The sequence below is a fragment of the Roseomonas sp. HF4 genome (assembly GCF_005222755.1).
In the GTDB taxonomy this organism is placed as follows: Bacteria; Pseudomonadota; Alphaproteobacteria; order Acetobacterales; family Acetobacteraceae; genus Neoroseomonas.
This window is the reverse complement of record NZ_STGD01000007.1, coordinates 198,871-225,056: the sequence shown is the minus strand read 5'-3', so window position 1 is coordinate 225,056 and position 26,186 is coordinate 198,871. Positions and strand designations below refer to the sequence as shown.

Sequence of the window (26,186 nt, the reverse complement as noted above, 5' to 3'; positions counted from 1 at the left end):
CTCAGCAGGAAACCCTGACGCCCCGCCGGCATTGAGGTCGGGAAGGGCGCTGGCTGCCCGCCCATCGCCAAGGCCGCGCCCGTCGGCGGAGAGGACGATTTCATGCGTCAGCATTGCCTCGACACCGGCCGCGACGGGCCCGCGGCCGACCTGGCGTGGCTGGCGACAGTCCTGAGCGTCATCGGGTTGATCGTCACGCTCGGCGGGTCCTCGCTGGGCGCACTGCTGTTTCTCCTGGCCTGGGGCCTGGTCGTGGCGCCGCATGCCAGCCTGTGCATGCGCCTCGTGTTCCGCTCGGCCGGGATCTGGGTCGTGCCGGCCGTCGCGCTGCTTTCGGTGGTGTGGTCGCAAGCGCCCCAGGTCACGTTGCGGGCGGCGGTCCAGTTGCTGCTGACCGTCGGAATCGCCTCGTTGGCGGCGGGCTTCCTTCGGCCGCGCGCCTTCGTCTCGGCAATGTCGGTCAGCCTGCTGTTCGGTGCCCTGCTGTCGCTCGCCTTCGGCCGCTACGGCGTGGATGGCATGACCGGAGCCACCGTGTTCCTGGGCATCTTCGCGGGCAAGAACACGATGGCCCTGTTCATGTCGCTGCTCGCGATCTTCTCCGCCGCGGTACTGATGGATCGCGGCCAGGGCAGGCCGTTCAGGCTGCTCGCCGTGGTGTCCTTCCTGCTGAGCATTCCGCTGCTGCTCATGGCGCGCTCAGCCGGTGCGCTGCTGACCACCATCGCGTCCCTCGGCGTGCTGGTGCTCACGGCCATCTTCGCGAGATTGCGGTCGCGCGAGCGCCTGCTGCTGGGGGCGAGCCTCGGCGTTCTCGCCGCACCGGCGGTCGTGGTCGTCCTGGTACTCGCGATGAACGGCACGCTGGGCGAGGCGATGACGGGCTTCGTGACCGAAGTGCTCGGCAAGGACGCCACGCTGACGGGTCGCACCGTTCTGTGGCGGACTGCCTGGGCCGAGATCGACAAGCGTCCGCTGCTTGGTACCGGCTACTACGCCTTCTGGCTGCAGGGGGACCCGTTGGTGGAATCGATCTGGCGGGATTTCGGGATCGGCTCTCGCATGGGGTTCCACTTCCACAATACGGTGCTGGAATTCGCGGTCGAGGTCGGGTGGCTTGGCGTTGCTGCGCTGCTGCTCACAATCGCGTTCGCGGTCCAGCGCATGCTGCGCCTGGCGATGGCGGACCGAACGCCGGCCACTGCTGCGCTTGTCGCTGCGCTCTTTTGCCTCGTCGCCCGCACCTTCGGCGAGGTGGACGCACCCTACCCCTTTGCAATCGGGACCTTCCTGCTCTTCGTCATTGCCGCCTATGGGGCCGACTACGCCCGCGTCGCGCGATCGGGCGCCACGCGCAGCCGGGAGCCGCTCCTGTCCTGGCGCGCACCCGTGCAGCGGCAGCCACGCGCGTGCCTCTGATGGACGAATGCGGATCGGAGACGGGCAGCACGCGCATGGCATCGCCGCGCTATGCCTGGGTGCTGTCCGGCGCCCACCCGCCGCGATCCGCGAACGAGGCGCCGCGCCCGCGCGCGGAGTTCCAGGCCTTCCTGGCGCGCTTCGGCGGCGAATTGCTGTCCCTTTCGTCGCCTGGGAAGGAGGGCGGGCGCATCCCGAAGCTGTTGCGCCGGCTCGGATGGCCCCGCCTGGGCCTTGCGGCGCTCGTGCTGGAGCGCGCGCACGGCTTCGACGCGATCCTTGCATCGGGGGAGGATATCGGGATCCCGCTCGCCCTCCTGTCCCTCACGCGGCGATCCCGCATTCCGATCCATATGATGTTCCACGGGCATCACCTGGAGTCGCGGAAGCTTCGGTTGCTGGCGCCCGTGCTGCGGCGCCTTGGGCACGTGCACTTTCACTGCCTGTCTGAATCCCTGCGCGCGCGTACGCAATCCGTCCTCGGCATTCCGGATGCGCGGTGCCACGCCACCGGATACGGCGTGGATACGCACTACTTTGCCGGTGCTCCCTTCGCGCATGATGGGCCGATCGCCAGCGCGGGCGCGGCCAATCGCGACTACACGACGCTGGCCGCTGCGACACGCGAGCTCCCGGTGGATCTCCGGATCGCCGCCGACAGCACCTGGGTTCCGGTCGCGGCCGCCGGTGTTCCCACGCAATGGCCCGCGAATGTCGAGATCCGGTCCTACGGAGACTATGCCGGCCTGCGGGAACTCTATCGCCGCGCGCGCTTCGTCGTCGTGCCCTTGCATCCGGCAAGGCATGCCTGCGGCTACGCCGTCATCGCCGAGGCGATGGCGATGAGCCGCGCCGTGGTTGCGACACGCACCGAGGTACCGCCCGATTTTCTCGTGCCGGGCATCACTGGCCTGTTCACGCAACCGCACGATGTGAAGGGTCTGCGTTCAACCATCCGCCACCTGCTCGACCATCCGGAGGCGGCGGCCGCGATGGGGCGGAACGCGCGCGCCGGGATCGAGGCGAGCCATAGCCTCGAGGGTTATTGCGATCGGCTGGAGAAGCTGGTTGCGGGGTCGATCGTCGTTCCCGATCGCTCAGCGGGGCGTCGGCTCCAACGGACCGGCTGAGGTGGCCTGGCGCCGCGCGTGGCGTCGGATACGCAACGCCGCTGCGAGTCGTTCGCCGTCCTGGCCTTCATCCAGCCAGGCACCACGCGGGACACTGGCGACCCGCGCCGCGGCAATCACATATGCGTCCTGTCGCAGGTCGGAAAAATATCGCAGCAATGCGTCAGAGAGTGGTTCCTCGATCAGCATGCCGGCATCCTGCGCTGCCAGCCAGCGTCCGGTCTCGACGGCTGCGAGCGCGATTGGAACGGCGCCGTGCAGTCCGCCTTCATAGAGCCGGTTCGGCAGCAGCCAGCGTGAGTTCGCGTCACTCTCATAGAAATCGATCGCCCAGGTGAAATGTACGGCGCCGTAGATGTCGGCCAGATCGCGCCGGCGGTCATATGCGCCGAGGAAGTTCAGGCCCGGCGCCGCCGCGACGATGGCGTCGAAGTCCGGGATGGCGGCGCGGGACGGGCGACCGCGCAGATCCACGACGACCTGGCCCGGTAGCTGCCGCGCCAGGGCGGCCAGGAGGAGGAGGCTGCGCCGGCATCGCAGCACGCCATACCATCCTATGCGCCAGGGTGGCCCGGGCGGCTTCGTCACCGGCGCGGGAAGCGCGGCATGGTCGCTTCGCAGGACCTTGTTCTCGACCAGGCAGACCGGCGGCAGGCGCAGGCCGTGTGCGGCGGACAGGTGCTCCCGGATGAAGGCAGGCGAACTGACGATCAACAGATCGACACCCCGCAGCAGATGCCCTTCGAGTCCGCGCAGCGCGGTGCTGACCGGCGACCGCCCCACCATCAGGCGGTGGATGTCAAGGCACTCGTATGCCAGCACGGCATCGCGTGCGTAGAGGTCGCGTGCGCTCCGCGCCAGGACCAGCATCTCCAGCTGCCGTGCGATCACAACGGTCGCGCCGGCCAGCTGCGGTCGGAGCCGGCGCAACAGCATGCGCGCGCGCAGCACCGACAGCACGCGCTGGCCGAGCCGCGCATCCGCAGTCTGTCCGAGGCCGATGGCGGGCCAACCTGCCACCTCGGCCGGCGCCGTCGCGGCGCGGTGAAAGCCAATCACGACCGCTGTGGCGAGGCGCGGGCGCAGCATGTCGAGCCGACGCAGGACGGCGGGATCACCGAGGTCGTGAACCAGGTACACAAGGTGCATCGGCGACGGCCGCATCACGTCCGCCATGCCGGTTCCGCGGGGAGCACCACGTCAGGCGCGGGACGCCAGGCGTGCCGCATCTGCGCGGCCCCGCAGGCCAATCCCACCATCGCCGCCGCGGCGCTCGCAGCCATAATCGCGGCGATGGACGACCCCATGGTTGGGACATCGGCGGTCCAGGCAAAACCCAGCACCGTCCATCGGGCGGATGCCGCGAAGGCGAGCATCGCAAGGAACGGCAGCACCGCATGTACCAGATGGATCCGCAGCGCCTGCCCGCCGGCATCGTGCCGCGTCGTCACCGCCAGCAGCACCACGCCGAGGAGGATCTGCACAGCGACAGCCAGGGCGCTGGCCAGCGCCCCGTAGCGTGCAACCACGGCGATCAGCGCGGCGCCAACGACGATCGTCAGCGCGAAGCGTCGAAACAGGCTCGCATTGCGACCGCTGACAGATAGCAATGCCGCATGTACGCTGCCGATCGCCCGTCCATAGCCGCTGACCGCCAGCACCGCGGCGGCCGGCGCGGCGGCAATCCAGGCAGGCCCGAGCAGGATGCCGATGAACAGGTCGGCGCTCACCGCGAAACCGGCCGCCACCGCGCCGCAGGTCATTGCGACGATGGTGAGCGCTTGGCGCAGCCCGGCGGCAAGCGTTGCGACCTTCGCCCGCGCTGCGAAGTCGGGCTGGAACAGCGAGGTGGCGAGGATGGCGGAGAGGCTTCCGAAGGCCGCCTCGATCCTTTTCGCGAAGTTGAACTGGGCGAAGGGCAGCGGCCCGGCGATGGCGCCCACCAGGAGCTGATCCAGCTGGTTGTTCGCCGTCGCGCAGAAGCGCACGGCGGAAGCGGCTAGGCCCTCGGGCCACAGCGCCTTCAAGCAGGCGCCGTTCCATCGCGGCCGGCGGAGCGTGCCAGTCCCCACAACGGTCGCCAGCGCATTGCCGACCGAGATCCCGAGCGTATAGGCTGCGAAGCCGAGCATCGGCTGCCCGGCCGCGAGGATGGCGAAGCCGAGCGTGGTGGCGCCGAGATTGCCGACCAGGCCACGCGCCGCGAGCCGCGCATAGGCCGCGCGACGCGCGAGTTCCGCTTGCGGTTGGAGTAAGGCGAGGTCGATCGGAATCCGCAGGCCGACCAGAAGAAGGAGCAGCAGCTCGCTGCCGGATGGATCGGTGCCGGCCGCCGCAAACAGCGCTACGAGCGCGGCGCCATGCAGCGGCAGCAGCAGCAGGCCGATCAGGAGGAAGACCGCCAGCGCAGCGGCTTGACCGCGTGCGGGTCTCGATTGCCGGTGCAGCAGCGCCTCGTAGAGGCCGGGCAGGCCGCATGCCTTCAGAATCTCCGCCAGCGACACCGCCAGCGCGAATCGCGCTATGACCTCCGGCCCGAGCGCTCGCGCAAAGACGACGAAGACCGCGAGCGGCAGCACGATCGATGCACCTCCGCTGAGCACCGCCCAGGCGGCGCCGCGCGCATAGCCGGCCCTGACGATTGCGTCAGCGCGCAATGGATCGCCGCGTGCCCGGCTCGCCAGGCGCGTTCCTCGTCATGGCGACCGAGTACCCAGGGCGCGGTTGCCTTCGTCGCGCCACGATGGCTGCGCATGAATTCCCCTCCGACCGATGGCTGCGGCGCAACCGAGAACAACCAGGGGGGGGCGGGCAGCCGAGGATCGGAAGAAGGGTGATCGGAGCCTTGACCGAGCCATGACCGACGATACGCAGCGCCCCGCACCGTCCTGGACGCCGCACGCGTCGCGGTCGGGCGACGCTGCCCATGTGCCGCCGACCGCCCCGGATCCCTGGGAGCCGGTCATCGAACCGGTCGTCGGGGGCCGGGTGTCCAGGTCCCAGGACATTTGCGCCAGCACCTTGCGGCAGGTCGTCGAGCTGCGGCGTCCGGATGGTTCCGTCTGGCGCGCCTATGAACGCCACGTCGTTCTGCCGGACGACGCGACGAAGAGCGGGCGGGTGGTCCGCGAGGCGACGACGATCCTCGCTCTCGCAGCGGGAGCCGTCGCGGCGTCGGACACCGCGCGCATCGCCCGTGGCAGCGACTGGATCGCGGACATCGCGGCTTGGCGCGGCCACTACGGCGCAGACCCACACGAGGGGTGACTGCGCCGCTACCGCGCCCGCCACCTGCTCGCCCGGAGCGATCGCAGCACCAGATTCGATCGTGATGCGCCGCGCGGATCCGAGGGGCCTGCGGCAGGTTTCGCGCGACATGCCGCAAGGCTCCCCTTCCTGTGTAGATCTGCGCAGGCCGTGCCACTGGCCGTCGGCAGCCGAACCGACACGCTCAATGGCCGAAGCGCCGGCGACCGTGCCGCTTCGGACGGCCCGACACCGCTGTAGCGCTCCGCGCCGCCAAGGGTTGCAGGCGCATCGCTGCGAGCGCCGCGCCCGCGCCACGGCAGTCGGTGATGCAAACAACCGGGGCGTCGCGCGTTGTGTCGCCGAAGCGTCATCGTACGCCCGCTGCATGTTCGACAATGCCGATGGTCGAAGTTGGGAGACCCTGCCGTGCCGTGCACTCCACATCCCGGCTCCCCGCCTCGGCAGCAGGCGTTGTTCTCGGTGCGCAAGGCAAATCGTCCGAGCAGGAGGACGGCGGAATGACCGCCGTTCCGGACGCAGTGGCGTCGGGCGCTCCGGTCCGACTGGCGGTGCATCCCGCCGTCGATGCGGCCGTCCGTGGCGTCGTGCCGGCGTCGGCGGCCTCCGCGATGCGGTTCGCCATCGTCGAGATCACTCCGGGCGTGGCCGCTCGACTGCTCGCGCGTTGCCGGCCAAACGGCAGGCGCCACGCCGGCGCGGTCAGGACCTACGCGAACGCCATGCGGGAGCGGCGATGGCTCCTCAACGGAGTTCCGGTAGTGGTGTCTCGCCATGGTGTCCTTCTCGACGGGATGCAGCGATTGCTCGCCTGTGTCGAAGCGCGCTGCGCCTTCGAGACCCTTTTCGCCGATGGGATCGACGACGAGGCCAGCGGCCTCCAGTGCCGCCGGCATTCCGTAAACCGCGCCCGGGTGTGTTCAGCGCGCGGCGCCCGGCATATCCAGGCAGTGGACGCGGCGCTGCGCACGCTGGTGCGCTGCGCAGCGGGTGCGATGCATGCCACGCACCCTCCCGCCGCCGGTCGCGCCGCCCTGGATCGGATGCTCGGCGCAAATCCGATGATTGGACAGGCGGTAGCCGCGAGCCTCGCCCGATCGGCCTGCCCACTGCCCGAGGCTGTACGCAGCCCCCTGACCTGCATGGGCTATGCGCTCGACCCCGCCAGCACCGACCGGCTCCTTGACGCGGTCACCCGACCGGAACGCTTTGCCGAAGCCGAACCGGGCGTCGTGCTTCGGGGGTGGATCGACGCCGGGCCAGGCGCGCCGTCGCCCTGGCCCTCCGAGACGCGTCTTCTGGCGCTGGCGATCCAGGCGCTCGAGGCGACGCTGCGCGGTACGCCGCTCGACGGGCAGCCCTGGACCGGGTCCGAGCCGATGCGGCGCTTCCCGCAGCTGTCCGCCCCGCCGGGCCATGCGGAGGCGGCGCCTGCAGCAATGCGTGGTGCGGATGCAGCCGCTTGCACGGCCGGACGCCAGGATGGGGCTCGCGTCACGATCGAGGGGATCGGACCGCACCGCGCGGCGCAGTACCTCGCGCAGCGTGTCGACAGGCGCCGTGTCAGCCGTGCGCACGTCTGCGCCCTCGCCGAGGACATCGTGGAGGGGCGATGGGCCGGAAACGTCCAGCCGATCTGCTTCGCAGCCAGCGGCCGGCTGCTCGACGGTCAGCGCCGGCTTCGCGCGGTCATCCTGTCGGGCGGCGAGATCGAGGTACCGGTGCTGCGTGGACTTGAGGAGGAAGCGAGCGCCACCTACGACATCCATGCCCGACGCGGCGTGGTGGCGGGCGATGCCTTCGAGGCCTTCGGCGACCGTGCCCTGGCCGCGGCCATGGCGAACCTGCTGTGGCGGCACGAACTGCGCGGGCCATCCACCCGCGCCAGAAAGGCGTCCGCCACGGATGTTCGCAGCATCATCGCATCGCACCCACGGCTCCTGCTGCTGCGGAGTTTCGCCCGCAGGATGACAGATTTCGGCCGGCCATCGGTGATCGGGTACGCGGCCTATGCGATGGAGCGTGACGACGACGCGCTTGCGCACCGGTTCCTGCGGATGTTCGAGACCGGCGCAGATCTGCGGCCCGGCCATCCCATCCTCGCGTTGCGGAATGTGCTGCAGAAACAGCGCGTCGCCAGGTGCTCGCAGGCCGTCGAGCTGTCGGCACTTCTGGCCGGCTGGGAGCGTTTCAAGGTGTGGTCGGTATCGCCGCGCGGGGAGCGCAGCATGCGGCACAGGAATGTCGTGGCATGAAGCAATCGATCGTCGTCGAAATCGCCGGCAGCTTCATCGGTGTGGCCATCGACGATGCCGGGGCGGGCTTCGGTTTCGTCGCGGTCGATGAGCGACTGCGGGACCTCGCGGGCCGTCGCTGGCCGACCCTCGGCAGCCTGCGGTTCGCGGCGCGCAGAGCGATGCGAAGCCAGCCGGCGCAGCGCCGGTGCCGACACGATGGGCGAGTAGCGGATGGCGCAAGCGAACCGCGGCAGCCGTCTTCGGATACCGGCGCGTGAGCAAAGGCGCGTCATTCCGCGCTTGCTGCGACGAACGCCGCCCGCGCCCGGCTGATTGATACACGACAAGGAAACCGCAGCGTTCATCCGGCGTTCCACAGGCAGGCCCGGGATCAGGCGGCCTGCGTCATGGGAGTCCTGCCGTGCGGTGCGGCACGATTATCCGTGGCGCCGATGGTCCCGGCCTCGGGGCGCGGCGTCGAAGGCCGGGCCGGAGTATCCGCCCGGAGAGGAACATACGACCGATGTCAGGCCATTCCCTTACCATCCCGCCGCCACACCGCATGCCCGGTCATACGGACGCGCTTGCGGCACGCACGCCGCCGCACGCGCCGATGCGGCGTCCGCGCGATGCCGCCAGGCTCGTCCCCGCTATGGCCCTGCTGGCACTGGGGGCATGCAGCAGCTTCATCCCCGCCGGTGGGCCCCGCCTCGTCGATGTGCAGGCTGGCGCACGAACACAGAGCGGCAATCCCGGCCCGATCGAGCGCCCGACGCTGGGCTACACGCTCATCACGCTTGACCCTGGGAATGTTGCAAGCCTTGCAGCCGAGCCCTCACGCAGGCGATTCAGCGACCTGTCCTCGAACGCAGGTGCGACCGACGTCCGCATCGGCATCGGCGACATCATCGGCACGACGATCTTCGAAGCACAGCGCGGCGGATTGTTCATCCCCACGGAGCCGGGCGCACGGCCCGGCAACTTCGTGCAGCTGCCGGCCCAGCAGGTTAATCGCGAAGGCACGATCACGGTGCCCTTCGGCGGTACCGTCCGCGCCATCGGGCTGACCCCTTCGCAGCTCGAGCGCGCGATCGCCGAACGCATCAGCGATCGGGCGCTGGAACCGCAGGTGATCGTGACCATCCAGGAACGGCGTTCGAACGCGGTGAGCGTGACGGGCGATGTCACCAACTCGGTCCGCTTCGGCATCGACCCGGGCGGCGAGAGACTCCTCAGCGCCATCGCGCGCGCGGGTGGGCCGCGCTTCCCGGCGCATGAGACCATGGTGACACTGCAGCGCGGCCCGGTCAGTGAGCGGACGTTGCTGGCGGACGTGTTGTTCGATCCGCGCCAGAACGTTCAGTTGCGGCAGGGTGATTCCGTCATCATCACGCGGGAACCGCGCCATTTCCTCGCCCTCGGCGCCGTCGGGCAGAGCGCCAGCATCACCCAGCTGAACCGTCGCTTTCCCTTCGAGGACCGGCAGCTCTCCCTCGCCGATGCCGTCGCCCGCGCGGGCGGCCTGCAGGACGACCGCGCCAATCCCGAAGCAGTCTTCTTGTTCCGCTACGAACGCGCCGAGACCCTGCGTCGGATGGGCCTGGAGCCGCCCGCCGACGCGCCAGTCGAAGTGCCCACCGTCTATCGGGCGGACTTCACCAATCCCACGACATTGTTCCTGACACAGCGCTTCCCGATGCGGAACAACGACCTGATCTTCGTCTCGAATTCTCCCTTCACCGACTACCAGAAGTTCATCGCGATCATCTTGCCCTTCACCCAGGCGGGTGCCCAGGCACGGGCCATCGGCGGGTGAACGCCTTTCACGATGACCAGGCCGAGCGCGAACGGAGCCGTGTTGCGGCGGATGCGTTCCTCCTGCTACGGGATGGGGCGGCGCGTGCGGCGCTGCCTCTGGCCCGGGGGCCTGGGGCATCGCTGCGCATCCCACCGTCCCGACACCCGCTCACGCGTCGCCTCGCGGTCGCGATGATGCGGCTCTCGCCTGCGACGACGGAGGCAGCGTGGCGCTGGCTGAATGGCGGGCTCGACCTGCTGGCACGCCGCCGCCTTGCGAGACTCTGCACGGGCGACAGGCTCCAGGTGGACTTGCGCGACTTCATCGGATCGCGGCTGTTCCATTTCGGCGTCTGGGAGCCGCACGTCACGGCCCTGGTCCTCGACTCGCTGCGGGCCGGGGACGTGTTCTGCGATGTGGGGGCCAATATCGGCTACTACACGGTTCTGGCTTCGCGCCTTGTGGGTCCCGGAGGCCACGTCATCGCGGTCGAACCATCGCCCGCCGCGCTGCGCATACTGCGAGAAAACATCGCGCTGAATGGGCTGAACAATGTGCGCGTTGTCCCTGCCGCGGTTGCCGCCTCGTGCGGCCGGGTCGCGCTCTACGGCCCCAGCTTCGGCAATGCCGGGACGGTCAGCACGGTGTCGCGGGAGGGACGGACATCTGAGTTGGATGTCGAGGCGCTGCCGCTGGCGCAGATCCTGACGCAGGATGAACGGGCGCGGCTTCGGCTGGTGAAGATCGACATCGAAGGCGGCGAGGGCCCGGTTCTCGGAAGCATCCTCCAGGATCTGGCAGAATTCTCCGCAGGCACGGACTTCCTGGCCGAGATCTCGGTCGACACGGCCTCGCCCGACGTCGCGGACGCCAGTGAACTGGTCGCGCGCTTCCATGCGGCCGGCTTCCGCAGCAGCGCGATCGCGAATGACTACGACCTCCGAGCCTACCTTGGGTTCCGCGGACCGGAGCCGGCGCAGGCGCTGCAACTGCCGATCGCCACGCAGACAGACGTGCTGTTCTCCCGCCGGCCCCGCGCCGGTGCGGCCTGACAGGCCGCGCACCATGCATGCGCGGCGCATTCTCATCGGCCTGCTTGGCGGCCTCGTGTCTGCCGGCGTGGCGGCACAAGGCGTGCGGCTTTCGCGCGACGGGTTGCAGGCGACCTTCGCGGAGGAGTTCGACCATTTTGCCGCCTCGGCCAGCGGCATGGCAGAGGGTCGCGCGGTCTGGCGCACCACCTATATCGGTGGCGACCGCACGCTGCCCGGCAATCGCGAGGCGCAGTGGTATGTCGACAACGGGCCTGACGGCCCCTTTCGGCTTCGCGACGGGGTACTGGAGATTGCCGCGGCGCCCACGCCCGGGCTGCCGCGGGGCATGACGCATCGCTCTGGCTTGATCATGGGGCAGCGGCTCCTCAACCAGCAGTATGGCTATTTCGAGATCCGTGCGCAGTTGCCGCGTGGCCGCGGCTTGTGGCCGGCTTTCTGGCTCCTACCGAGCGATGGGGCCTGGCCGCCGGAGATCGACGTGATGGAGATGCTCGGGCACGAACGGGGCAGATACTACGTTGCCATCCACGCCCGCCCGGGCGGCCGCCAAGTCGACGAGGTGACGGGCATCGTCGCTCCGGACCTCTCGGCCGGGTTCCATGTCTTCGGGGTCGCCTGGCGACCGGACCGCATCCGCTTCTATCTGGACGACGTCCTGGTGCACGAGACCGCGACGCCGGCCGACATGCACCGGCCGATGTATCTGCTGGCGAACCTGGCCGTGGGCGGCGAGGGATCCTGGCCAGGCGCCGCGGCGAGGGATCTGTCGGGCGTCTATCGGATCGACTGGATCCGCGTCTGGCAGTTCGACGACCTCCGGGCCACGCGCTGACCCGGCGGAGGTCCCGCGTTCCGGCCGCAGTTCGCCCATGGCCTGTCGAGCCGGGATGGCGCCGCAGGCTGCGATAGGGCGCTCATTCCCCAAATCTTTGCTGGCGTGACGTTGACGAGGCACCACAAACGCCGCGCCGCTTCGCGGGATGCGGCCGTCAAGCGAGACGGCGTCGTGATTTCGCGACGCGAGGAGCATCTTGCCGGATCGCGACCGGGTGGCGCGCGAGCCCCCGGGTCCGCTACGGCATGCCGACGAATCTCCCCCAAGCTTGCGCAAGCAGAATGTAATTCCAAAATTTAAGGCGATTCTCAGTAAATCTTAATGAAAAAAATATGCGGAAGGGCAATTTAAATTCGACTCTTGTATTGATGAAGAAACTAACAGTTACGTAATTTGATCACCAATACTTGAGGCGCGGTCAGTCGATTCGCCTGCTACCGAATTTAATCATTGGTTTCGGAGGAAGCGGATTATCCGAGGTCATTGCGGTCTGGATAGGTGACTGGCCGCATTTTCTGACGCGCGGGTGTGCCTCGCACACCTGATCCAGATGTAGGAAAATTTGTATATGCCGGTTGGCGCGACAATCGATACCTCCGCCCTCACGCTCACCTTTGCCGATGAATTCGATACCCTCAGCAGTTCACCGGATGGCTCCACCGGGGTTTGGAAAACCACCTACGCCTGGGGTAACCGCACGCTCGGCAGCAATGGCGAGCAGCAATACTATTCGGACAGTTCCGTCGGCATCGATCCCTTTACCGTCAGCAACGGCGTGCTCGACATCACCGCCGCACCCGGCGCAAACCCGCTCGGCCTTCCCTACGTCTCCGGCGCCATCACGACCGAGACGTCGTTCAGCCAGTTGTACGGATACTTCGAGATCCGCGCCGAGATGCCGGCAGGCCAGGGCCTCTGGCCCGCCTTCTGGCTCCTGCCGGCGGATCTCGGCTGGCCGCCGGAACTCGACATCGTCGAGGTGCTCGGCCACGACCCCACCACTCTGTATTTCTCGACCCATTCGACCGTGCAGGCCACCGAGGGGACCACGCTGAAGGTCGCGGACGTGTCCGAGGGCTTCCACACCTACGGCGCGATGTGGGGCCCGGACCAAGTCACCATGTACATCGATGGGATCGAGGTCGCCTCGATGGCGACCCCCGCCGACATGCACGATGAGATGTACATGCTGGTGAACCTGGCGGTCGGCGGCTACTGGCCCGGCCTGCCGGACGCAACGACGCCCTTTCCGGCGCACATGCTGGTCGACTACGTGCATGCCTATGCCTATCCCGGCACGTCGGGCGGCAGCGTGACGGTCACGGACCCGTCCCAGAATGTCGGCGCCGTCAATCTGGCGCCGGTGATCGAGGGGCCAGGCACGGTGCAGGTCGCGCCTACGGGCGCAGCGAAGCTGGCCGGGATTTCCGTCGGCGACACCTGGCCGGGCGGCAACTTCACCGTCACCGTCAGCGACGGGCAGGGCATGTTGCGGACCGATGCCGTCGCCGGCGTCTTCGGGACCGGCCAGGGAACGCAGTCCCTGACCCTGACCGGAAACCTCGCTGCCATCAACGCCGCCCTCGCGACCCTGACCTACGAGGCGAACGGCGCCGCGGAGGACTGGATCTGGGTCGCCGCCAACGACCCGCAGGGGCTCCAAGGCTTGAAGCCGATCGTTGCTTCCACTTCCGTCGATGCGCCCGCCGGCGGGTCCGCACCGCCGGTGCTGCCGGGTCCCGCCCCGGTGGGCCCGGATGTAAACACTGCGCCGGTGGTCGTCACGCCCGCCATGCTCAGCATCGCGGCCGGCGCGACGCAGGCCATCGCCGGCATCCAGTTCACGGATTCCGAGCCCTCCGGAATCTTCACCGCCATGGTCAGCGGCGCGGCCGGCGCCTTCCGCACCAGCGCCACCACCACCGCGGGGGAAACCGGCCAAGGCACCGCCGCCCTGACCCTGACGGGCAGCATCGCGGCGATCAACGAAGAACTCGCGACGCTGACGTACCAGGCCGGGACCAGCCCCGGCACCGAATGGCTCTGGGTCTCGGCGAACGACGCGAGCGGCGCCCAGGGCGTCAGCTCGATCATCGCGACCGTCGCGGCGGGCGCGAACTCGGGCGGGACGATGGAAAACACTGCGCCGTTGGTCGTCACGCCCGCCACGCTCAGCATCGCGGCCGGCGCGACGCAGGCCATCGCCGGCATCCAGTTCACGGATTCCGAGCCCTCCGGAATCTTCACCGCCGTGGTCAGCGGCGCGGCCGGCGCCTTCCGCACCAGCGCCACCACCACCGCGGAGGAGACCGGTCAAGGGACCGCCACCCTGACCTTGAGCGGCAGCGTCGCGGCGATCAACGCGGAACTGGCAACACTGACCTACCAGGCCGGGAGCAGCCCTGGCACCGAATGGCTCTGGGTCTCGGCGAACGACCCGAGCGGTTCCCAAGGCGTCAGCCCCATCATCGCGACCGTCGCGCCGACCTTGCGCACAGTGGGCGGAGCCGGCCCCGATGCCCTGGTTGGCACTGCCGCCAATGACACGCTCGATGGCGGGGCAGGCGATGATGTGTTGTCCGGCGGAAAGGGCGACGACCGTTTGCTGGGCGGGGCCGGCAGCGACATCCTGAACGGCGGCGCCGATGCCGACATCTTCCGATTCACCGACGCCCTGGACAGCGGCGCGTCGGGTGCCCGCCGCGACCGTATCGTGGACTTCTCATCCGAGGAACTTGACCGCATCGACCTCTCGATGATCGACGCGGACGCGGCGCTGCCGGGCGACCAGCCCTTCGCCTTCCTTGGCATCGGCGAATTCACTGCGGCCGGCCAGCTACGGAGCGAGGTCATCGCGGGCAACACCTTCGTGTTCGGCAACACGGACGAGGATATGGCCACGGTGGAACTCTCCGTGCGGCTCAGCGGCGGCCTCGCGCTGACGGCCGCGGACTTCGTCCTGTAGCGTCAAGGGCTGCGTGCGCAGGGCCTTGTTGTCCCCGCGCCGCCGCCGCGGCCGGGCCGTTTGGCGAGAGGGAACCCCGGGATCCCGCCGCCTCCGGCCCGGCTGCGCGACCATGGCTTCGCCGTGGCGAGGCAACGTCGATCAGCATCCCTGTTGGCGATGCGCACCTTGCCGGCGCTGATGTCGATATCGCGTTCCCTTGCTCCGTGCGGCCGCAAAGGCAGGTGAAACCTGACGACCCGGCGTGCGGCATCGGGTGCATTCCGCCCTCGGGCCGTGGCGCGTCGGTCAGCGCCCGTATCCCTCGCGCAGTCGATCGATCACGCTCAGCGGCCTCGCGCGCGGCATCTTGGCCGCTTGGCGCCGCGCATAGACTTCATTGAGCAGGATCTCTCCGTCGGCCACGCGCTCAAGAGTGAGTCGCCGGTCGAAGATATCCGCCGATCCAGGGTGTCGCCCGATCAGGATGATGGCGGCCTGCGGAAGGCGGTCGATGATCAGGCTCAGCATGTTGTCGGCCGAGGCCGGGTCGAGCGCGTCCGTCGCATCGCCCAGCACGACCCAGTCCGGACGCAACAGGATGAGCCGCGCGAAGGACAGCCGCTGCACTTCCGCGCCGGTCAGCGTACGCGTCCAGTCCGCCACGTCGTTCAGGCGCCGTTCGAGATGCGCGAGCCCCACGCTGGCGAGCGCAGCTTGCATCGCCGCGTCGTCGCGCGGGTCCGCCGCCCCGGGGAAGGCAAGCGTCTGGCGCAAGGTTCCCTGCGGTAGGAACGGCCAAGGGCCGACGGCGATCATCCCCGCATCGGCCGGCAGGTCGACCCGTCCGCGCCCCCAGGGCCAGATGCCGGCCAGTACGCGGAACAGCGCGCTCGCCGCCTCGGGATCGCCATCCACCAGGACGTGCTCGCCCGGCTCCACCGTCAGGGTGAGGTCGGACAGCATGGCGGTGCCGTCGGGTGCTGCGACCCACAGGTCCCGGACACCGAGCTGCGATGTCGGCACGCGGTCCAGGTTGATCGCGGTCTCCCCCGTCCGCGCCGCTTCCAGGGCGACGACGCGGACTGCCTCGTCGAGCATCAGCACACGCTCGACCGATGCGCGCCATCCGGCGATCAGGGCCAGGTTGTCGACTGGCCAGGACAACGCCGCCGTGACCTGCTGAAAGGCCTGGCCGGACTGGACCAGGCGACCGAGGGAGAGGGTGCCCTCGAGGAAGCGCGGCGTGCCGACCAGGATCGGAAGCACGCCGGCGAGGGCCACGTAGCCCGACGAGAAGGCCATGAGCCTCGCCAGGCCCATGGACTGGTCGCGCCAGGATTGCGCGATCGTCTCGAAGACGGTCCTGAGGCGCTCTCGTTCCAGCCGTTCGCCGCGCGCGACGGCGATCGGCTCCCCGGTTTCATGCGCGCGCACCAGGCTGAAGCGGAACTCGGCCTCCCGCGTCTGCCGTGTATCGGTGGCGCGCACGAGCGGGCGGCCGAGCAGGAACGCGACGACGGCGCCCATGCCGGCATAGCCGAAGGCGAGCACGACGAGATGGCCGGGCACGTCCAGTCCGGCCACGCGGATCCAGCCCGACAGTGACCACAGGATGCCGACGAAGGTGATCAGCAGCAGGACGCAGTAGAAAAGGCTGCTGGCCAGGTCGATGGCGACTTCCGTGGCGATGCGGATGTCCTCGGCGATGCGCCCGTCCGGGTTGGCGTGGTCGCCGGGGATGAGGTCGGCCTGGTAGTGGCGCGCATCCTCCATCCAGTCGCCGATGACGCGTGCCGTCAGCCAGCGCCGCCAGTCGAGTTGCAAGTATCGGCGCACCACGAGGTGTGTTGTGTTCGTGGCCATGGTGCCGAGCAGAATGAGGACGAAGATGCCCATCTGGGCCATGGCCCGGTCGGTCGAGCGCCGCTCCAGCGCATCGAACAGGTCGGCGGTCCATATGTTGAGCCGGACCGCGAGCGCGACCTGGCCGACCACGAGCAGGGCAAGCATCACCGCGAGCAGGCGCGTCCTCCAGCGCCCCCGCCCTGTCCAGAAGGGGCCGGCGACCCTGATGAAGTCCCGGAAGAATCGCTGCGGATGACCAGGTGCCGCGGCGCTGCTCATCGGACCCCCTTGCTGGTCTGGCCGATCCGGCGCGGGCCAGGACCCGGGCGGGACGGTATGCCGAAGACGAGACCGGCGGGCGCGGTCCCGCATCATCCGCCGGGGTCGGCGCCGTCAGATGACGGTGCCGAAAAGCTTCCCGATGCCAGCCGTGATGGCCATCGCCAGCGCCCCCCAAAATGTGACCCGGACCGTCGCACGCAGGACACGAGCGCCGCCGGCCCATGCCCCGATCGCTCCCAGAAGGGCGAGGAAGGCGAGCGACGCCGCCGACACGCTCGCAACCAGCGCGTTGGCCGGCGCCGCGACCACCATGAGCAAGGGCATCGCGGCGCCGACGGAGAACGTCGCCGCGGATGTCAGCGCCGCCTGGACAGGACGCGCCGTCGTGCTCTCGGAGAGTCCGAGCTCATCGCGCGCATGCGCGCCAAGCGCATCTCTCGCCATCAGTTGCGCTGCGACGATCTGCGCAACGGCAGGTTCGACTCCACGTTTGACATAGATCGCCGCGAGCTCATCACGTTCAGCCTCCGCATTGTCCCGCAACTCGCCGCGTTCACGCGACAGGTCGGCGTCTTCGGTGTCGGACTGCGAGCTGACCGAGACATACTCGCCGGCCGCCATGGACATGGCGCCGGCGACCAGCCCCGCGACCCCTGCGAGCATCACATCGCCTCGTGTCGCAGCCGCTGCGGCAACGCCGACGATCAGGCTCGCCGTCGAGACGATGCCGTCATTGGCGCCAAGAACTGCCGCTCGCAGCCATCCGATCCGATCAACGAGATGGTTCTCCCGGTGCAGGCGAAGGCGGGTCATCCGGCATCTCGCGAGGCGCTGCCGCTCGGCCAAGAGCGCCGGCGCACGGCGCTATCTCTCCTGGACCGTCACGCCGCGCGGGCCGATGCTGATGTCGACGCCGGACCGTTGCTGCTCCTGGTAATACCAGTAGCCGAGAGCACCGGCGCCGATGCCCAGCACGCCGATCACGATGAAGATGAGGTTGCGGTTCATTATCGTCAGTTGCCTTTCGTTTCCTGGATCGAGGCACGCTAGGCGCCCCGATGATTGGGTGGGGGCGACCGGCCCGGACAGGGCGCCCGCGGACCGAGGCCGTGAGCGCGACCCGACGTCACCGGCCCCGGGGAAACGGGCGCGAGGCGCCGGCGCGGCCTCTCCAGGTGTGCCGGCAAGGACGCCTTCTCCGTTACCTGGCTGCCGCGGTTCAGATCCGGCCGAGCAGCACAAGGATGAGGACAATGATCAGCACCGCGCCCAGCACGCCGACCCCGCCATGGCCGAAGCCATACCCGTAGCCACCGACGACCCCGGTGAAGCCACCGAGCAGGGCGATGACAAGAATGATGAGCAGAATGGTTCCAAGCGACATGAGATGTTCTCCTTGCTGCGTTTGCGTACCGGCGTTCAATTCGTGGCCGGGGCAACCTGCGTTGCGGCTGCCCCGGGATGCTGGTCGATTCGTCGCACCGCCGTCGCGGCGCGTGCGGGGCCGCTAGTAGTAGGGTCGGCGCGACCGCTGCGATTGGTCGTAGAGGTACCCGCCGACACCGCCGACACCGGCGCCGATCAGGGCGCCCATCCCGGCATTGCCGCTGAAGGACCCGGCGATGCCGCCGACGGCTGCACCACCCAGGGCGCCGATCCCGACATTCTGCTGCGTCGGGGTCATCCCCTCGCAGGCGGACAGGCCGAGACCGGCCAGGAGCATGATGGCAAGGCGTGTTGTGCGCATGATCATCTCCCGCGTCTCAGCGTGTGCTTCGCGAACTGCGCGCCGGCGACCTCGTCGGGCAGGGGAAATTCGCCTGGGCCCAGCGCAGGAGGCCATCGAGCGCTGGCTCGTTGCCGTAGCGCGGGTTATCCCGCGTCCAGGCGGCGAAGGCGACGCCGGACTCGGCCACCGTCGGCCCCGGCACCGGCACGCAGAAGAGCGGCCTCGCGGGTCCGCCCTGCGGATACAGCAGCGCGTGGTACTGGCCGAAACTGGTGAGGAAGCCTTGGCAATAGGCGATGGCCTCCAGCCGCGGCACGCCGCCCCAGGCGGGATCACAGATGGCAGCGAGTTCGCTGGCCGTCTGGACATGGGTGACGATGGCCGGTCTGGTCGACTCCGATCGGCTCTGAGCCATGGCTCCCGAGGCCAGGGCCACGGAGCCGGCCAACGCCAAGGCAACTGCAGTCGCTGTTCGCATGACGATCTCCTCCAAAGTTGCGGGGGCTGGCGGGCTGGATGAGCCTCCGCTCCGCGTTGCGGCTGGGGTTGCGCGCCTCGGCCTACGGCGCCTGTTGCGGCCAGCCATCCACATGTCGCGCGCCGTCCCGGTCAGAAATTCCGTCTGTTGTCGTGGCCAGGACGATTGTGCCGATTGCGGTAGTTGCCCTGGTTCTGGCGGTTGTAGGTGCGCGGCCACGAGCGCTGTGACTGGTCGTACAGGTAGGGCGTTGTGCCTCTGGGGTACGCGTAGGGCGTGGCGAGGTGCGTGCTGCCGGTGAAGGTGCCGTATGGCTGCCGGTACGAGACGTCGCGCACCCCGACGCAGGCGGACAGCCCGACGCCGGCCAGGAGCAGGATTGCTAGACGCGTTGTGCGCATGATCGTCTCCTGTGTCTCAGCGGTCTCCGGTCGTCCGACCGCCCATTCGATCGCGCGCCCAGCGGCTGTGGTGGCGCGCCTGGCCTGTCGCTGATCGCGGGCGCCGCGAGCCAGCAGCCCAATCGCGAGAAGTCGGAAGCACGCCACGACTGCTCCTCCTCATTGAGGCTGGCGCGTGACCGCGACAGCGAGGGAGACTCGATGGCTGCGATCGGAGAGCAACGCCGATCTGTAATGTTAGAACGTATTTTATTTCGAATGGGCTCGTATTGAGGTGGATCAAGGCGAGCCAATCCTCGCGCACTCGCCGACCACCCCCTCGGCTGCACGTCATCAGCGCCGTCCAGGCCGGGGTGGAGCACAGCGCATCGGGTCTGCACCGCTCCGTCGGGTTGCGTTGGGTCTGTGTCGTCGGCGTGGTGACGGTCGAACATTACCAGGTAACGCATGAAACCACTGATCGGTTTCGACGGATTCCTCGCGGTGGCGGTGGCGGCACCGACAGCGGTCGTGTCCCACAGCGTGGTGTATGAGGCGGCCACCGCGGTGAACCTGGGTAGGGTCACACCGCGACTTCGCCCTGCCCGGCGATTTCGTGGTGGAGCCGGTCGCGGACTAGGCCGGCCGCGGCGAGGACCTTCCGATCGAGCGTGCGCGCATGGAGCGCGATGTCTGGCGGATGGTCGATCAGGGAAAGTGGGCGGTCGACAAGGGCCGCGGTCCGCATGGCTGGACCTTCACCGAGCCACAGGTCTTCGAGAGGCCGCAGCCCGCGCCGTGGCACTCGCGACAGCCCGTCGTGACGCTCCGACGGAAGCTCCTGGCCATCGGCGCCATCCACGGCCCGAGGCGGGGGCACGACGTCGTGGTGACCGGGGCGGCCGTGGAGCTGCGCCGGCTTCGCGGCTGTGACTGGGACGACAGCGGCGATGTGCTGATCGCCACGGGCGGATCGCTGTATCGCCTGGCGGGACCGATGGCGCGCGCTGCCGCGGCCGAGCCACTGGCCGGTGCCCGCCTCGTCGCCGATGTCGACGCGCTGCGCTTCGGGGCAAAGCGCAATCCCGCCGTGGCCCGCCGCTGGCCATGCCCGGGTCGTGTCGCAGGTCGACGGATGGCGCCGGGCCGGGAGGCGCCGCGACCCGACCTCGTCTGGCGGCGCCTTCAGCCATGTGGGATACGGTTCCGGCGGGAACGAAGGGGCATTCCGACGTGCATCTGGATGGCATCCCGCGCGCCATGGCGCGGCCCGGGTCACACGGCGACCTTGCCGCCCGCATGTCGCGGCGGCGGCGGGGGTGCCGCGCCTTCCCCGGTGGCACGGCGAATGACCGACGGGCCCGCCTCGTCGAGCGATGGAGCATCGAATGCGCCGCGCCTTCCTTCTCGCTGCCTTGCTCGGCTGGTCGACCGCCGCCTACGCGGCCGAATCCTCGCCTGCCGAGGCGTTCATCATGCGCAGCGATGCCGCTTTCCGGGCCATCGGCGCCGCGGCGCCCGGCGCGCCGAGGATCGCGGCGTGTGACCGGTTCGCCGAAGCGGCCTTCGATCTCGCCTCCCTCTCGCGCACGGTCGCGGGCGGGACCCTCTGGGACGGGCTGGCCGAGGGGAAGCGTGCGCGCTTCCGCGCCGCGCTGCACGCACGGCTTGCGGCCGACTGCGCGCGCGACGACCGCCCCGGCACGCTGGCCCTTCTCGCCACGCGGCAGCGTCGGGGCGACGTGTCGGTGACGTCCCGGCTGCTCCGCGCCGACGGCTCCGAGCGCATCCTGGTGTGGCGCCTGCGCGCCGGCGGGCCGTGGGGCTGGCAGGCGACGGACGTTGCCGCGGATGGCATGACGCTCGGCACCCGCCTGCACGACGAGGTGCTGGCCGCGCTCGACGCCGCCGGCGGCGATGTCGACGCGGCGATCGGCGCGCTGGCCCGCGGGGCGACGCGCCCGTGAACGCGGACGCGCGTGCGCTGCTCGCCTTCGACCGGGTGTCGCGCAGCTTCGACGGCGGCCATGTGACGGCGCTCCGCGATGTCAGCCTCGCGATCGGCGCCGGCGAGTGCGTCGCGCTCACCGGCCGCAGCGGCTCCGGCAAGACCTGCCTGCTGAACCTGGCCGGCGGGATCGACGTGCCCAGCGCGGGCCGCGTCCTGTGGCAGGGCCGGCCGGTCGTCGCGCGGCGCGAGTGGACTGCGCTGCGGCGGAATGACATCGCGATCGTGTTCCAGGAGTTCAACCTGCTGCCGACGCTGACCGCCCTGCAGAACGTCGAGCTCGCGCTGATGGGTGGCGGCCTGAGCGGCCGCGCGCAGCGCGACCAGGCCGCCACGGCGCTGGCGCGCGTGGGGCTCGCGGCCCGTACGGGGCACCTGCCGGCTGAGCTCTCGGGCGGCGAGCGCCAGCGCGTCGCCATCGCGCGCGCGCTGGTGCGCCGCCCGGCCCTGCTTCTCGCGGACGAGCCGACCGGCAGCCTCGACAGCGCGAATGCCGAGACCGTCGCCGCGCTGCTGCTCGGCCTGCCGCAGGACAGCGGCATGACCCTGCTGATGGTGACGCACGATCCCGCGCTCGCGGCCCGCTGTCCGCGGCGCATCCGCATGCATGACGGGAACGTGGTGTCGGATGAGCGCCAGGACCGGGAGGCGGCATGAACCTGTTCGGCCTCGCGCTCAGCAATCTGCGCCGGCGCCCGGCGCGGACCCTGCTTTCGATCCTCGGCATCGGCGTCGCGGTCGGCGGCGCGATCGCACTGCTCTCCCTCGGCCAGGGCATCAAGGCCGGCGTCGGCGACAGCCTCGGCGAGCGCGGCGCCGACCTCGTGGTGACGCAGCGCGCCGCGACGGATGCGTTCGGCGGCCGGCTGCCGGAAGCCCTCGGCGAACGGCTGGCCGCGGTTCCCGGCGTGGCCGAGGTGAATCGCGAACTGATCGCCTTCGTGTCCGATGCGCGGGCACGGCCGCTCCTGGCCGCAGGGGTGCCCGCGACGGCGGCGGCGGTGCGCAACGCGCCCATCGTGGCCGGACGCAACCTGCGGGCCGGCGACGAACGGCACGTCGTGCTGGGCGACGTCATTGCCGAGAGCCTCGGCCTCGCGCCCGGCATGCGCGTCGACCTCGCCGAGGAAAGCTTCGAGGTGGTCGGGATCGCCAGGTGGGCCTCGCGGATGAACCGGAGCGTCGTCCTGATGCCGCTCGAGACGCTCCAGGCCATCACCTACCGCCCGGGACAGGTCACCGGGTTCCACATCAGGCTGGCCGGCCCGCAATCCGCCGGCCGCCGGGCGGAAGTGGGCGCGGCGCTGGCGGCCGTGGGCCCGGTCATCGTCTCCGAGGCCGCCGAGGCGATGGACCATGACCGCAACATCGCCGTGCTCGACGCGGTCTCCCTCGCGGTGTCGCTCATGGCGCTCGCGCTGGGCGGCCTCAATGTCCTCAGCACTCAGCTGATGTCGGTGCAGGAACGCACGCGGGAGATCGGCATGATCTCCGCCATCGGCTGGTCCGACGGACGCCTGCTCGGGCTCATCCTGCTCGAAGGGACGATGCTCGGCGTCATCGGCTGCATGCTCGGCGTCGGCATCGGCATCGCCTTCACCGGGCTGTTCGAGGCGATCCCCGCGATCGGGAGCTACATCTCCTTCAAGCCGAGCGTGGGCGGGCTGCTGGTGCCGCTGGCGGGCGCCCTGGTGCTCTGTGCCGTCGGCGCGCTCTATCCCGCCTGGCGCGCCGTCCGCCTGTCCCCGGCGGCCGCGCTGCGGCGCGGGTAGCGTCCCGCCCGGGATTCCCCGGCCCGGCAGACGTCGCTCAGCGGAGCCCCGCCATGGGCCTGCCCGGCACGGCGGCAGCCGGGACCGGTCGTTCGGCACCGATCACGCGGGTGCGCCGGGCCACGAGGCGCGCCAGGCCCGGCACCGTCGCGACGGCATCCGCGAAGAGACCGGGCGCCCGCCGCAGGACGAAGCCGGTAAGGCCGGCGATCCGCATCGGCCCCGCGAGCTGCCGCCGCCAGCCTGCGTGAAAATCCGGCGCCGATCCGCCGGACACGATCGCCGCGCCCGCCGCGATGCCGCCCGCAAGCGCCATGGCCATGCCGTCGCCGAGGAAGGACGGGATGACCGCGAACTGGTCGCCGAGGCGCCAGAGCGCCGGGTCGGCAGCCGGCGCGTCCCGGTGCAGGAAGCCGTAGGGCACGCCGGCCACGGTCAGCGGGCGCGGCATGCACGGCTGCGCGCCGCCCAGCAGCGCCGCGGCGAGCGGCGATCCGGCGCGCACCGAGCCGACGAAGCGCTCCGCGTCGCGCGCTTCGCCGGCCGCCCCGGGCGCCAGCGCCGCACAGAGGTTGGCCATGCCATCGCCGCTCGGCTGCAGGCCGGCATAGCTCCCGGCGAAGGGCAGCAGCACGACGGCATCGAGCGGCGCGCGCAGGCGGAGGTGCAGCTTCGCCCCGATCCATCCCTCCGTCGCCCCCGCCCGCGCGAAGCCCCGGAGCGGACGCTTGCCGGTGGCGAGCACGAGGTGCGGCGCGCGCAGCCTTGCCCCGTCCGCCAGCCGCAGGCACCAGGCGTCGCCCTCGCGCGTTGCATCGGTCACGGAGCGGCCCCGCAGGACGGTGGCCCCCGCCGCCGCGGCGGCCCGGAGCAGCGCCTCGTCCAGCACGCTGCGCGGCAAGCCCCAGGCCGCGAAGGGGAGTGCGAAGGCGGCATGGGCGGCGCGGCGCGCGATCCTCGCCTCCGTGATCCGCACGGCACCGAGCGCGGGAAGATCGATCCCGAGTGCCGCGAGGCAGGCCTGCGCATCGGCGCCGAGGAACTCCCCGCAGACCTTCTCGCGCGGTCCCGCCTCCCGCTCCACGAGCAGGACATGGCGCCCCGCGCGCGCGAGCCGGATCGCGCAGGCGGCGCCTGCGGGACCGCCGCCCGCGACGAGCACATCGGCATCCCGCGCGACGCCGCTCACGGGGCGACGTCCCGGGACACGGACCAGCGGAAGGGGAATCGCCACGTCACCCGGGCGTCGAGGCCCGCCTCGGCCGTCAGCCTGGTCCAGTCGGCCCGTGTGAAGGCGCGCGCGACCGAGACCGTGGAATCATGCACCACCATCGGATCGAGGCGGAGCAGCCGCGTACCGGCCCAAAGCCCGTACCACGGCACCGCGTGGCGGTGGATGTCGTTGATCATCCAGCCGAGCCGGGCGTGCGCCTCCATCCAGAGCAGGAAGCGCGCCAGTTCGGCATCGGGAAGATGGTGCGTGAAGAGCGCCGAGATCACCACGTCGAAGCGCGCGTCGCGCGGCAGGTCGAAAAGGTCCGCGGTGATCCAGGACCCCGGCGTGCCGGCGTCGCGCGCCGCCGCCGCGGCGGCCGGGCTGCGGTCGAGGCCGGTGAGTTCGAGCGTGACGCCGCGCGCGACGCCCCAGCGGGCGATCCGGCGCAGCATGTCGCCGCCGCCCGCACCGACATCGAGGACCGAGAGCGTGGTCGCACCCCTTCGCGCAACCAGCCCGTCGAGCCATGCGAGGGTGGGCCGGTAGCCGAGGCTGATGCGGTTGAGGAATTCGAGGTCCCGAAGCGCGCTCCGGAACGCGGCATCGCCCTGCGCGGCGTCGTCCATCCACTCCGGCTCGGTGCTGCGCGCGGAGAGCCGGAAGCCCGCCATCAGGCGCACACGAACCGCATCGTCTCCGCCGAGAGTCCCGGTCCGAAGGCCATGGCGCATCCGCGCTGGCCCGGCTGCGCGCGCGCCATCATGTCGCGCAGCACGAACATGACCGTGGCCGAGGACATGTTGCCGTTCTCCTGCAGCACCGCGCGGCTCTCATCCAGGGCGTCGGCGGGCAGGTCGAGCCCGTGCGCCACGGCGTCGAGGATGCTGCGCCCGCCGGGATGGACCGCCCACAGGTCGATCTCCGACGTATCCGCGCCGCCCAGGATCTCGTGGCGCCACTCCGGCAGCGCGTGGGCCAGGGTGAACGGCACGAGGCCCGAGAGCGTCATGTCGAAGCCGGCGTCGCCGATCCGCCAGGTGATCTGGTCCGCCGCCTGCGGCACCAGGCCGGCATGGAAGCCGTCCACCCTGAGCCCGCCCGGCTCGGCGCTGACGAGCGCGGTCGCGCAGCCATCGGCGAAGATCAGGAAGGAGAGCAGTTGCTCGATCGCCGACGTCTGCTGGAGGTGCAGGGTGCAGAGTTCGAGGCAGACGACCAGCACGCGGGCACCGGGATCGCTGCGCACGATGTGCCACGCGAACTTGAGCGCGTTGATCGCAGCCTGGCATCCCATGAAGCCGATGATGCTGCGCTCCACGCTGCCGCGGATGCCGTACCGGTTGATGATCCAGTGATCGAGCCCGGGGGCGGCGAAGCCCGTGCAACTCGCGAACACGATGTGCGTGACGCGAGGCGCTTCCTCCCCGAGGCCGAGCGCGTCCAGCGCGGCTTCGGCCAGGGCCGGCGCCGCCGCTTCGTAGCGCTGCATGCGGGTTTTCGTGGACGGGAATGCGCCGCCCCATTGGTAGAAGCCGCAGGCGGTTCCGCTGCCGAGCGGCTCCGAGGGTGTGAGCACGGACCACCGGCTCTGGATCTGGCTGCGGGCCGCCATGCGCGCGAATGTCGTCGAATCGCGGCCCTGCAGGACCTGCCGCCCAGCGAAGATGGAGAACGCCTCGTGCACCTGGTTGGGCGGAACGGCACACGCGATCCGGTTGATGTAGACTGATTGCATACGCTCGTCCCGTCATGTCTGGGCGATTGCGGGCAGGGACCGACCACCTTCCG

Annotated in this window: 25 protein-coding genes; 12 read left to right on the top strand and 13 right to left on the bottom strand. The window is 70.1% G+C overall.

Features of this window, described 5'->3' with window-relative positions:
• The first annotated feature begins 102 nt into the window (after positions 1-102).
• A complete protein-coding gene (locus tag E8M80_RS13135; RefSeq protein WP_137126149.1) occupies positions 103-1,419 on the top strand; it encodes an O-antigen ligase in 1,317 nt (438 codons plus the stop codon).
• Positions 1,419-2,549, top strand: a complete 1,131-nt coding sequence (locus tag E8M80_RS13130; protein WP_137126148.1) for a glycosyltransferase family 4 protein — start codon at positions 1,419-1,421, stop codon at positions 2,547-2,549. The genes E8M80_RS13135 and E8M80_RS13130 overlap by 1 nt, the downstream gene beginning before the upstream one ends.
• Here the strand turns inward: E8M80_RS13130 and E8M80_RS13125 are convergent.
• The gene (locus tag E8M80_RS13125) at positions 2,517-3,725 is read right to left on the bottom strand and encodes a glycosyl transferase family 1 (protein WP_137126147.1); all 1,209 of its coding nucleotides are present in this window, start codon (positions 3,723-3,725) and stop codon (positions 2,517-2,519) included. The genes E8M80_RS13130 and E8M80_RS13125 overlap by 33 nt on opposite strands.
• Positions 3,713-5,206, bottom strand: coding sequence for an oligosaccharide flippase family protein (locus E8M80_RS13120; RefSeq protein WP_170979386.1), 1,494 nt, complete (start codon positions 5,204-5,206; stop codon positions 3,713-3,715). The genes E8M80_RS13125 and E8M80_RS13120 overlap by 13 nt, the downstream gene beginning before the upstream one ends.
• Before the next feature lie 199 nt (positions 5,207-5,405).
• On the opposite strand from E8M80_RS13120, the gene E8M80_RS13115 reads away from it, so the two are divergent.
• From E8M80_RS13115 to E8M80_RS13085, 7 genes are all read left to right on the top strand, one after another.
• Entirely contained in the window at positions 5,406-5,816 is a 411-nt protein-coding gene (locus tag E8M80_RS13115; protein ID WP_137126145.1) for a hypothetical protein, read from the top strand.
• 500 nt (positions 5,817-6,316) lie between these two features.
• Entirely contained in the window at positions 6,317-8,071 is a 1,755-nt protein-coding gene (locus E8M80_RS13110; protein WP_137126144.1) for a hypothetical protein, read from the top strand.
• On the top strand, positions 8,068-8,331 hold the full coding sequence (locus tag E8M80_RS13105) for a hypothetical protein (protein ID WP_137126143.1): 264 nt from the start codon (positions 8,068-8,070) through the stop codon (positions 8,329-8,331). The genes E8M80_RS13110 and E8M80_RS13105 overlap by 4 nt, the downstream gene beginning before the upstream one ends.
• Positions 8,332-8,576: 245 nt before the next feature.
• Positions 8,577-9,869: a polysaccharide biosynthesis/export family protein gene (locus tag E8M80_RS13100; protein WP_137126142.1), complete on the top strand. Its 1,293-nt coding sequence runs from the start codon at positions 8,577-8,579 to the stop codon at positions 9,867-9,869.
• Positions 9,866-10,903 (top strand): FkbM family methyltransferase, encoded by a 1,038-nt coding sequence (locus E8M80_RS13095; protein WP_137126141.1) that lies wholly within the window; start codon positions 9,866-9,868, stop codon positions 10,901-10,903. Before E8M80_RS13100 ends, E8M80_RS13095 begins: the two co-directional genes overlap by 4 nt.
• A 13-nt stretch (positions 10,904-10,916) precedes the next feature.
• Complete coding sequence (locus E8M80_RS13090) at positions 10,917-11,738, top strand: family 16 glycosylhydrolase (RefSeq protein WP_170979385.1); 822 nt, start codon at positions 10,917-10,919, stop codon at positions 11,736-11,738.
• A 571-nt stretch (positions 11,739-12,309) separates the two neighbouring features.
• Positions 12,310-14,706: a family 16 glycosylhydrolase gene (locus E8M80_RS13085; protein WP_137126139.1), complete on the top strand. Its 2,397-nt coding sequence runs from the start codon at positions 12,310-12,312 to the stop codon at positions 14,704-14,706.
• Positions 14,707-14,994: 288 nt separating this feature from the next.
• Here E8M80_RS13085 and E8M80_RS13080 read toward each other — a convergent pair whose 3' ends face one another.
• The 8 genes from E8M80_RS13080 to E8M80_RS25955 all read right to left on the bottom strand — a co-directional run bounded on the left by E8M80_RS13080 (position 14,995) and on the right by E8M80_RS25955 (position 20,150).
• Positions 14,995-16,812, bottom strand: coding sequence for an ABC transporter ATP-binding protein/permease (locus E8M80_RS13080; RefSeq protein ID WP_170979384.1), 1,818 nt, complete (start codon positions 16,810-16,812; stop codon positions 14,995-14,997).
• A gap of 114 nt (positions 16,813-16,926) precedes the next feature.
• Complete coding sequence (locus tag E8M80_RS13075) at positions 16,927-17,628, bottom strand: VIT family protein (RefSeq protein ID WP_137126137.1); 702 nt, start codon at positions 17,626-17,628, stop codon at positions 16,927-16,929.
• 51 nt (positions 17,629-17,679) lie between these two features.
• Entirely contained in the window at positions 17,680-17,823 is a 144-nt protein-coding gene (locus E8M80_RS25960) for a hypothetical protein (RefSeq protein WP_170979383.1), read from the bottom strand.
• A 211-nt stretch (positions 17,824-18,034) separates the two neighbouring features.
• Positions 18,035-18,199 (bottom strand): DUF3309 family protein, encoded by a 165-nt coding sequence (locus E8M80_RS13070; protein ID WP_137126136.1) that lies wholly within the window; start codon positions 18,197-18,199, stop codon positions 18,035-18,037.
• A gap of 123 nt (positions 18,200-18,322) precedes the next feature.
• Positions 18,323-18,562: a YMGG-like glycine zipper-containing protein gene (locus tag E8M80_RS13065; RefSeq protein ID WP_240790018.1), complete on the bottom strand. Its 240-nt coding sequence runs from the start codon at positions 18,560-18,562 to the stop codon at positions 18,323-18,325.
• A gap of 16 nt (positions 18,563-18,578) precedes the next feature.
• Positions 18,579-18,959: a Rap1a/Tai family immunity protein gene (locus tag E8M80_RS13060; protein ID WP_137126134.1), complete on the bottom strand. Its 381-nt coding sequence runs from the start codon at positions 18,957-18,959 to the stop codon at positions 18,579-18,581.
• A 194-nt stretch (positions 18,960-19,153) separates the two neighbouring features.
• Positions 19,154-19,423 (bottom strand): hypothetical protein, encoded by a 270-nt coding sequence (locus E8M80_RS13055; protein WP_137126133.1) that lies wholly within the window; start codon positions 19,421-19,423, stop codon positions 19,154-19,156.
• 562 nt (positions 19,424-19,985) lie between these two features.
• Positions 19,986-20,150, bottom strand: a complete 165-nt coding sequence (locus E8M80_RS25955; protein ID WP_170979382.1) for a hypothetical protein — start codon at positions 20,148-20,150, stop codon at positions 19,986-19,988.
• Positions 20,151-20,790: 640 nt separating this feature from the next.
• On the opposite strand from E8M80_RS25955, the gene E8M80_RS13050 reads away from it, so the two are divergent.
• The 3 genes from E8M80_RS13050 to E8M80_RS13040 are packed head-to-tail and all read left to right on the top strand — an operon-like array spanning position 20,791 to position 23,182.
• On the top strand, positions 20,791-21,369 hold the full coding sequence (locus E8M80_RS13050) for an ABC transporter substrate-binding protein (protein WP_170979381.1): 579 nt from the start codon (positions 20,791-20,793) through the stop codon (positions 21,367-21,369).
• Complete coding sequence (locus E8M80_RS13045; RefSeq protein WP_137126131.1) at positions 21,366-22,067, top strand: ABC transporter ATP-binding protein; 702 nt, start codon at positions 21,366-21,368, stop codon at positions 22,065-22,067. The genes E8M80_RS13050 and E8M80_RS13045 overlap by 4 nt, the downstream gene beginning before the upstream one ends.
• Positions 22,064-23,182: an ABC transporter permease gene (locus tag E8M80_RS13040; protein WP_137126130.1), complete on the top strand. Its 1,119-nt coding sequence runs from the start codon at positions 22,064-22,066 to the stop codon at positions 23,180-23,182. Before E8M80_RS13045 ends, E8M80_RS13040 begins: the two co-directional genes overlap by 4 nt.
• A 37-nt stretch (positions 23,183-23,219) precedes the next feature.
• On the opposite strand, the gene E8M80_RS13035 is transcribed toward E8M80_RS13040, so the two are convergent.
• The 3 genes from E8M80_RS13035 to E8M80_RS13025 are packed head-to-tail and all read right to left on the bottom strand — an operon-like array spanning position 23,220 to position 26,133.
• Positions 23,220-24,371: an NAD(P)/FAD-dependent oxidoreductase gene (locus tag E8M80_RS13035; RefSeq protein WP_137126129.1), complete on the bottom strand. Its 1,152-nt coding sequence runs from the start codon at positions 24,369-24,371 to the stop codon at positions 23,220-23,222.
• A complete protein-coding gene (locus E8M80_RS13030; RefSeq protein ID WP_170979380.1) occupies positions 24,368-25,069 on the bottom strand; it encodes a methyltransferase domain-containing protein in 702 nt (233 codons plus the stop codon). Before E8M80_RS13030 ends, E8M80_RS13035 begins: the two co-directional genes overlap by 4 nt.
• Positions 25,069-26,133 (bottom strand): type III polyketide synthase, encoded by a 1,065-nt coding sequence (locus E8M80_RS13025; protein ID WP_137126127.1) that lies wholly within the window; start codon positions 26,131-26,133, stop codon positions 25,069-25,071. Before E8M80_RS13025 ends, E8M80_RS13030 begins: the two co-directional genes overlap by 1 nt.
• Between the last annotated feature and the right edge of the window lie 53 nt (positions 26,134-26,186).

Coding starts and splice junctions, on each gene's coding strand:
- E8M80_RS13135 (WP_137126149.1), top strand. CDS start 103: ATGCGTCAGCATTGCCTCGACACCGGCCGCGACGGGCCCGCGGCCGAC.
- E8M80_RS13070 (WP_137126136.1), bottom strand. CDS start 18,199: ATGTCGCTTGGAACCATTCTGCTCATCATTCTTGTCATCGCCCTGCTC.
- E8M80_RS25960 (WP_170979383.1), bottom strand. CDS start 17,823: ATGAACCGCAACCTCATCTTCATCGTGATCGGCGTGCTGGGCATCGGC.
- E8M80_RS13100 (WP_137126142.1), top strand. CDS start 8,577: ATGTCAGGCCATTCCCTTACCATCCCGCCGCCACACCGCATGCCCGGT.
- E8M80_RS13080 (WP_170979384.1), bottom strand. CDS start 16,812: ATGAGCAGCGCCGCGGCACCTGGTCATCCGCAGCGATTCTTCCGGGAC.
- E8M80_RS13050 (WP_170979381.1), top strand. CDS start 20,791: ATGCGCCGCGCCTTCCTTCTCGCTGCCTTGCTCGGCTGGTCGACCGCC.
- E8M80_RS13090 (WP_170979385.1), top strand. CDS start 10,917: ATGCATGCGCGGCGCATTCTCATCGGCCTGCTTGGCGGCCTCGTGTCT.
- E8M80_RS13105 (WP_137126143.1), top strand. CDS start 8,068: ATGAAGCAATCGATCGTCGTCGAAATCGCCGGCAGCTTCATCGGTGTG.
- E8M80_RS13075 (WP_137126137.1), bottom strand. CDS start 17,628: ATGACCCGCCTTCGCCTGCACCGGGAGAACCATCTCGTTGATCGGATC.
- E8M80_RS13025 (WP_137126127.1), bottom strand. CDS start 26,133: ATGCAATCAGTCTACATCAACCGGATCGCGTGTGCCGTTCCGCCCAAC.
- E8M80_RS13065 (WP_240790018.1), bottom strand. CDS start 18,562: ATGCGCACAACACGCCTTGCCATCATGCTCCTGGCCGGTCTCGGCCTG.
- E8M80_RS13085 (WP_137126139.1), top strand. CDS start 12,310: ATGCCGGTTGGCGCGACAATCGATACCTCCGCCCTCACGCTCACCTTT.
- E8M80_RS13060 (WP_137126134.1), bottom strand. CDS start 18,959: ATGGCTCAGAGCCGATCGGAGTCGACCAGACCGGCCATCGTCACCCAT.
- E8M80_RS13040 (WP_137126130.1), top strand. CDS start 22,064: ATGAACCTGTTCGGCCTCGCGCTCAGCAATCTGCGCCGGCGCCCGGCG.
- E8M80_RS13130 (WP_137126148.1), top strand. CDS start 1,419: ATGGACGAATGCGGATCGGAGACGGGCAGCACGCGCATGGCATCGCCG.
- E8M80_RS25955 (WP_170979382.1), bottom strand. CDS start 20,150: ATGCGGACCGCGGCCCTTGTCGACCGCCCACTTTCCCTGATCGACCAT.
- E8M80_RS13030 (WP_170979380.1), bottom strand. CDS start 25,069: ATGGCGGGCTTCCGGCTCTCCGCGCGCAGCACCGAGCCGGAGTGGATG.
- E8M80_RS13125 (WP_137126147.1), bottom strand. CDS start 3,725: ATGGCGGACGTGATGCGGCCGTCGCCGATGCACCTTGTGTACCTGGTT.
- E8M80_RS13115 (WP_137126145.1), top strand. CDS start 5,406: ATGACCGACGATACGCAGCGCCCCGCACCGTCCTGGACGCCGCACGCG.
- E8M80_RS13055 (WP_137126133.1), bottom strand. CDS start 19,423: ATGCGCACAACGCGTCTAGCAATCCTGCTCCTGGCCGGCGTCGGGCTG.
- E8M80_RS13110 (WP_137126144.1), top strand. CDS start 6,317: ATGACCGCCGTTCCGGACGCAGTGGCGTCGGGCGCTCCGGTCCGACTG.